This window comes from Phenylobacterium sp., from assembly GCF_031412415.1.
GTDB lineage: Bacteria > Pseudomonadota > Alphaproteobacteria > Caulobacterales > Caulobacteraceae > Phenylobacterium.
On record NZ_JANOCX010000149.1, the window covers coordinates 22,522 to 28,983 of the forward strand.

Sequence of the window (6,462 nt, forward strand, 5' to 3'; positions counted from 1 at the left end):
CCGCGACCTTTGACCCAGGACCTCAGATGCTGCTCCACCTCTCCACCTGGCAAGAGATCGAAGCCTATCTCGAGCGCGCCAAGAGCGTGGTGATTCCGATCGGCTCCAACGAGCAACATGGTCCCACGGGCCTGCTGGGCACCGATTGGCTTTGCCCGGAGATCATCGCCCACGAGGCCCAGAAGACCTCCGATCTGCTGGTGGGCCCGACCTTCAGCATCGGCATGGCCCAGCATCATCTGGGCTTTCCGGGGACCATCTCGCTGCGGCCCTCGACTTTCATCGCCGCCATCGGCGACTGGGTCCGCTCGCTGCACGCCCACGGGTTCGAGAAGATCTATTTCCTCAATGGCCACGGCGGCAATGTCGCCACCATCGAGGCGGCGTTCTCGGAGCTGTACGCCGAGGCCAGCTTCGCCCGTGTCGAGCGCGGGTTCTCGTGCAAGCTCAAGAACTGGTGGGAGTTGAAGGGCGTGCTCGGCCTCGCCAACCGCCAGTTCCCCACCGGCCACGGCAGCCATGCCACCCCGTCGGAGATCGCGGTCACCCAGTGGGCCTATCCCGACCACATCAAGACCGCCGCCTACGCGCCGCAGATCGCGCCGACGGGCCCGATCCGCGAGGCCAAGGACTTCCGCGCCCGATATCCGGACGGCCGCATGGGCTCCGACCCGGGCCAGGCCACCCCGGAAAAGGGCGGCGAGCTGGTCGCCATGGCCGCCCAGGGTCTGATCGCCGACGTCGCGGAGTTCGCGGCCGAGCCGTTCCCCGCCCGAGGCTAGGCCCTATCGCGGGATGTCGCGGATCTTGGTGAGGGCCACCTGCCGGTAGACGGCGGTGATCTCGAAATATTGGCGGAAGACGGCGTGGAAGTGATCCACCGCCTGCTTCACGCCGGGCCCGCCGATCTCGCTGACGTCGTGCCAGTAGTCGTCCAGCACCATCATGCCGCCGATGTCGAGCAGCGCGGCGCAATAGGCCAGGTCGACCCCCACCGCCCAGGCGGTGTGCGAGCCGTCGATATAGATGAGGTCCAGCTTCTCGCCGGCCTCCAGCATCTTGGGCAGTTCGTAGGTGGAGAAACCCTTGCGGGCGGTCATCTTGTCGAAGTTGAGCTTGGCGACGTTGCGCTGGAAGCGCGGCTCGACGGCCAGGTATTTTTCTTCCGGGTTCAGTTCCTCGTCGAACCACGGGTCGATGACAGTCACGTCCAGCCGGGCCGGCAGCAGCCAGTCCATGAAGGCCAGGTTCTTGCCCTCGTAGGCCCCAATCTCGAGATAGCGGATCTGGCCCTTGTCCTTGGCGAACTCGCGCAGCAGCGGCGAGACGAAGCGGAAATTGTTGTCCGCCCAGGCCTCGGTGAACTCGAACCCCATCGCGTCGCAGTGGGCGGCGAAGGCGGCGGCTTCCTCGTCGGCGCGAGGGGTGGCCAGCATGGTCCTGGCGAACTGCGGTGCGAACCGCCCGTTGAAGGTCGCGAGCGCGCGAAGGGCGTCGGCCATGGAAGCCTCTCCTGAAAGACCCGCCACCGTTTAGCCGGCAGGCGTTAAGGAAGCTTCTCAGGCGGTGACGATCCGCCCATCGACCACCGCCACTGGCCATGGGCGCAGCCGCTCGTCGGCGCAGGGGCCGGCGACGCAGACCCCGTCCAGCGGGCGGAACAGGGCCGCGTGTCCGCCGCAGAGGATCAGGTCGCCTTCGCGTGTCAGATAACGGTCGTCCCAGGCGGCCAGGGGCCAGCCGGCGTGGGGGCAGCTATCCACGTAGCCGCGCACCTCCCCGCCGATCCGCACCACGAAGCCCGCGAACATCACGCGTTCCTCGCGGAAACGGAAACCCTTCGAGCCCGGATCGGCCAGATCGGCCAGGGCGCAGAGCTCGATTCCGGCTGGCGGACGCGCGGCGTTGTCGGGTCCGTCGCGGGTCAACCCAGCTTCCCGAGCGTGGGCTTGAAGGCGGTGATGTGGACGTGGTCGAACAGGCCGGCCTGCCGATAGGGATCGCCGGCGCTGAAGGCCTGGGCGGCGGCGAGGTCGTCGGCTTCTATGAAGATGATCGAGCCGGCCATGTCGCCCTTGTCGTCCAGCATGGGGCCGCCCAGGCGGAGCTGGTCGCGGAAGCCGCCCACATAGGCCAGGTGCGCCTCGCGGGTGGCCATGCGCAGCGGCAGGGCGTCGGGCTTGTCGATACAGAAGACGGCGAAGAGCGGCATTGCGGTTCCTATCGTTCGGTTCGGATCGGGCGCGACAGCAGGCCCGCTATGGCTTCGTCGACATCGGCCTCGCCCGCCAGGATCGCGGCGACGGCCTCGCAGATCGGCGTCTCGACCTTGAGCTTGGCGGCGAGCAAGCGGACCGCGGGCGCGGAAGCCACCCCCTCGGCCACCGAGACCTTGCCGGCCAAGGCTTCGCCCAGGGTTTGGCCGGCGCCCAGCGCCAGGCCGACGCTCATGTTGCGCGACTGCGGGCTGGAGCAGGTCAGCACCAGGTCGCCCAGGCCGCAGAGGCCGGCGACCGTCTCGGCTTCTCCGCCCAGGGCCACGGCCATGCGGCTCATTTCGGCGAAACCGCGGGTGATCAGGGCGGCGTGGGCGCTGCGCCCCAGGCCTCGGCCCTCGACGATGCCGCAGGCGATCGCCAGGACGTTCTTCACCGAGCCGCCGATCTCCGCGCCGATCATGTCGGCGGCCAGGTAGGGCCGGAAGGTCGGCGTCCCGATCGCCTCGGCCAGCGCTCGTCCTAGAACCTGATCGGGACAGGCCAGGGTGACGGCGGTGGGCAGGCCCCGGGCGACTTCGCCGGCGAAGCTCGGCCCCGACAGAACGGCGGGCGCGGCGTTGGGCAGGGTCTCGGCCAAGACCTCGGTCATCAGCTTCAAGGAAGCCTGCTCCACCCCCTTGGCGCAGAGCAGCATGGGGACGCCGGGGCGGGCATGGGGGGCGAAGGCCGCGAGGCTGCCGCGCAGGTGCTGGGCTGGCGTCACGTTGAGGATCAGGTCGGCCTCTGCCAGGTCGGCCATGTCGCCGGTCGCGCGCACGGCGGGATCGAGGGATATGCCGGGCAGGAAGATCGCGTTCTCATGGTCGTTGTTGATGCCTGCCACCACCTCGGTCTCGCGCGCCCAGAGGGTGACCGAGAGACCCGCGCGGCTACAGACCAGGGCGAGCGCCGTGCCCCACGCTCCGCCGCCGATGACCCCCGCGCTTCTCATGCCTTGGCGCCCTTTCGACCGTGGACGTGGATGGGGTTGGCCAGCGCCGCCGCCGCGTCCAGGGGCCAGCGGGGCCGGGCCGGGGCGTCCAGGGGATCGCTTATCCCCAGCGCCAAGCGCTCCGCGCCGGCCAGCGCGATCATGGCGGCGTTGTCTGTGCAGTAGGCCAGGGGCGGGGCGTCGAAGGAAAAGCCGCGCGACTCGGCCACGGTTTTCAGCTTCGTGCGGACGACCCCGTTGGCGGCCACGCCGCCGGCGACCACGAAGCGCAGGGGCTGGTCCCGGTGCTCCTCGGCGTAGGCGGCCATGGCGCGTTCCGTGCGCTCGCCGAGCTGGCGGGCGATGGCGGCCTGGACGGCGGCGGCGAGGTTCTGGCGTTCGATGTCGTTGGTCACGGTTTCCGCCAAACGCGCGGCGGCGGTCTTCAGGCCCGAGAAGGAGAAGTCGAATCCCTCGCGGCCCAATAGCGCGCGGGGCAGGGTGAAGGCCGAGGCGTCGCCGCCCTCCGCCAGCCGTTCCAGCGCCGGGCCGCCGGGATAGGGCAGGCCCAGGGTCTTGGCGATCTTGTCGAAGGCCTCGCCCGCCGCGTCGTCGATGGTGGTGCCCAGCCTGCGGCAGGCGCCGACGCCGGCGACCTCCAGCAACTGGCAGTGGCCGCCCGAGACCAGCAGCAGCAGGAAGGGGTAGGGAATCTCGGCGGCCAGGCGCGCCGAGACCGCGTGGCCCTCCAGGTGGTTGACCGCCACCAGCGGCAGGCCGCGCGCCAGGGCCACGGCCTTGCCGAAGGACAGTCCCACCATCACTCCGCCCACCAGGCCAGGCCCGGCGGTGGCCGCGACGCCTGTGATGTCGCCATAGCCGAGGCCGGCGACCTTCAGGGCCTCGGCCGCGATGGCGTCGATGGTCTCGACGTGAGCCCGCGCGGCGATCTCGGGCACCACGCCGCCATAGGGCGCGTGCGCGTCCACCTGGGTTCCGACGATCGACGACAGCACTTCCACCCGACCGTCGGCGTCAAGGCGCACCACCGCCGCGGCGGTCTCATCGCAACTGGTCTCCAGGCCAAGGACGGTGTGGGTCGAGGTCATTCGGTTGCGGCTTCCGGTCCCGTCCTGTAGCGGACGGGCTATCCATTCGTTCGCCGAGGTAGACCGCGCATCGTGCCCATGCAACCGCCCGTCCGGATCGGGGCCCGCGGCTCCAAGCTCTCCTTGGCCCAGGCCGGGATCATGCAGCGCAGGATCGCCGCCGCCCTGGGCGCCGATGCCACCGACGCCGAGGCCGTCGCCCGCGTCGCGCCGCTGATCGTCATCACCACATCCGGCGACCGAATCCAGGACCGCCGGCTGCTGGAGGTGGGCGGCAAGGGGCTGTTCACCAAGGAGATCGAGGAAGCCCTGATTGACGGGCGCATCGACTGCGCCATCCACTCCCTGAAGGATATGCCCGCCGCCCTCCCTAAGGGCCTCTGCATCGCCGCCATCCCCGAGCGCGAAGACCCCCGCGACGCCTTCCTGAGTCCCAAGGCTCAACGGCTGGACGACCTGCCTCAGGGCGCGGTCCTGGGCACGGCCTCGCTGCGTCGCCAGGCCCAGGCGCTGCATCGGCGGGCCGACCTCGACGTCCAGATGCTGCGTGGCAATGTCGATACCCGGCTGGCCAAGTTGGCGGCGGGCGACGCCGACGCGATCCTTCTGGCCGTGGCAGGCCTGAACCGCCTGGGCCTCGGCCACCTGCCGCAAAGCCTGCTCGATCCCGTGGAATGTCCGCCAGCGCCTGGCCAGGGCGCGCTCGCCATCGAGACGCGCCTGGCGGACATCGGCGCGCCTTGGCTCGAGGCGCTCCGCCATGCGCCGACGGCCGTGGCTGTCGCGGCCGAGCGCGGCGCGATGACCGCCCTGGAAGGGTCGTGCAAGACCGCCATCGGCGCTTATGCGCGCCTGCAGGGCGGCGGGTTGCACCTGATCGTCGAAGCTTTGTCCCAGGACGGCGTCCACCGGTTCCGGCATGAGGGCTCGGCGGAACTGTCCTCGGCGCGCGATCCGCAGGAGGCGGCCCGGGCCCTGGGCCTTTCACTGGGCGAGGCCGTGGCCGCCGAGGCGGGCGAATTGATTTTGCCGCCGCATTGATTCCGGCGGCGAGCCCGGTCAGGGTCTGCGCCCCGGTCAAGGTTGTTTTCCATCATGCGTAAGACCTCGCAACGGATCTGGATCACCCGCGCCCAGCCGGGCGCCGCGGCGACGGCGGCCCGGGTGCGCGAGATGGGTCACGAAGCCTTCGTCGCCCCGCTGCTGGAAGTGCGCAACGTTCCCGGCGCGCAGCTCGACCTATCCGGTGTCGGCGCGCTGGCCTTCACCAGCGCCAACGGCGTGCGGGCCTTCGCCGAGCTGACGGCCGACCGGTCGCTGCGGGTGTTCGCGGTCGGATCCGCTACGGCCCAGGCCGCCAAGGTCGCGGGCTTCAAGCGTGTGCTGTCGGCCGACGGCGACGTCGCCGCCCTGGCCGAGGGGATCGCCGTCCGCCGCGCCGAGCTGACGGGCGCGGTGCTGCATCCCGGCGCGGCCGAACTGGCGGGGGATCTGGCGGGCGTCCTGGCGCGCAACGCCATCGAGGCGCGGCAGGTCGTGCTCTACGACACCGTGGCGGCGACCTTGAGCGAGGACGAGATGGCGGCGCTGGGCGACCTCCGCGTCGTGCTGCTCCATTCGCCCAAGGCGGCCCAGGCGCTGGCGGCGCTGGCGCGAGCCCAACCCCTGCCGCAATTGCGGGTTCTGTGTCTGTCGAAGGCGGTGCTGATACCCCTCAACCGGGTCAAGTTCGCCGCCAAGGTTTTCTCGCCGTTCCCTCTCGAAGCCGCGCTGCTGAATCTGATAGATCGTTAGGCCATGAGCGTGCCGCCCGATCCCGTCGAGCTCTCCGCCCCCCGCGATCCGGGGTCTTACGGCCGCGCGCGGATCATGGGTCCGGCCTTCTGGGCCATGATCATCTTCGGGTTCGTCTGTATCGCGGCGGGCTACGCCCTGGCGGGGTTCGGACCTAAGCTATTGCCGGTGAAGGCGCGCCAGCCGGTCGAGACCCTGGGGCTGTCCGCCGCGCCGGCGCCCGCCCTGGCGGCTCCGATGGCCGCGCCAGCAAGCTTTCAGCCCATCGCGGACGGCGCCGCGCCGTCGGCCGAGGTGGCGCGTCTGGTCCAGCGGTTGGAAACCCTTGAAAGCCAGCAGGTCCGCGCCGCCCAGGCGGCCGCCGGCGCCT

Annotated in this window: 8 protein-coding genes and 1 pseudogene; 4 read left to right on the plus strand and 5 right to left on the minus strand. The window is 70.5% G+C overall.

Annotation, left to right across the window (positions count from 1 at the left end; all coding sequences use genetic code 11):
• Positions 1–26: 26 nt before the first annotated feature.
• On the plus strand, positions 27–782 hold the full coding sequence (locus RMO04_RS07165) for a creatininase family protein (RefSeq protein WP_309644098.1): 756 nt from the start codon (positions 27–29) through the stop codon (positions 780–782).
• Positions 783–785: 3 nt separating this feature from the next.
• Here the strand turns inward: RMO04_RS07165 and RMO04_RS07170 are convergent, their stop codons facing one another.
• Genes RMO04_RS07170 through tsaD form a run of 5 tightly spaced genes read right to left on the minus strand, consistent with a single transcriptional unit; the run spans position 786 to position 4,298 of the window.
• The gene (locus tag RMO04_RS07170; protein ID WP_309644099.1) at positions 786–1,502 is read right to left on the minus strand and encodes a class I SAM-dependent methyltransferase; all 717 of its coding nucleotides are present in this window, start codon (positions 1,500–1,502) and stop codon (positions 786–788) included.
• Between the two features lie 57 nt (positions 1,503–1,559).
• Positions 1,560–1,928 carry a Rieske (2Fe-2S) protein gene (locus RMO04_RS07175; RefSeq protein ID WP_309644100.1) on the minus strand — a complete coding sequence of 123 codons (369 nt, stop codon included), beginning with the start codon at positions 1,926–1,928 and terminating at the stop codon, positions 1,560–1,562.
• On the minus strand, positions 1,925–2,212 hold the full coding sequence (locus tag RMO04_RS07180) for a YciI family protein (protein ID WP_309644101.1): 288 nt from the start codon (positions 2,210–2,212) through the stop codon (positions 1,925–1,927). Before RMO04_RS07180 ends, RMO04_RS07175 begins: the two co-directional genes overlap by 4 nt.
• 8 nt (positions 2,213–2,220) lie before the next feature.
• Positions 2,221–3,210: an NAD(P)H-dependent glycerol-3-phosphate dehydrogenase gene (locus RMO04_RS07185; protein ID WP_309644102.1), complete on the minus strand. Its 990-nt coding sequence runs from the start codon at positions 3,208–3,210 to the stop codon at positions 2,221–2,223.
• Positions 3,207–4,298 carry a tRNA (adenosine(37)-N6)-threonylcarbamoyltransferase complex transferase subunit TsaD gene (tsaD, locus tag RMO04_RS07190; RefSeq protein WP_309644103.1) on the minus strand — a complete coding sequence of 364 codons (1,092 nt, stop codon included), beginning with the start codon at positions 4,296–4,298 and terminating at the stop codon, positions 3,207–3,209. The genes RMO04_RS07185 and tsaD overlap by 4 nt, the downstream gene beginning before the upstream one ends.
• A gap of 72 nt (positions 4,299–4,370) precedes the next feature.
• Between tsaD and hemC the strand changes: the two genes are divergently transcribed.
• The 3 genes and pseudogenes from hemC to RMO04_RS07205 form a co-directional block, all read left to right on the plus strand.
• A complete protein-coding gene (hemC, locus tag RMO04_RS07195; RefSeq protein WP_309644104.1) occupies positions 4,371–5,339 on the plus strand; it encodes a hydroxymethylbilane synthase in 969 nt (322 codons plus the stop codon).
• Between the two features lie 54 nt (positions 5,340–5,393).
• Complete coding sequence (locus RMO04_RS07200) at positions 5,394–6,092, plus strand: uroporphyrinogen-III synthase (RefSeq protein WP_309644105.1); 699 nt, start codon at positions 5,394–5,396, stop codon at positions 6,090–6,092.
• 3 nt (positions 6,093–6,095) lie between these two features.
• A pseudogene (locus tag RMO04_RS07205) lies at positions 6,096–6,462 on the plus strand (hypothetical protein); the annotation flags it as partial.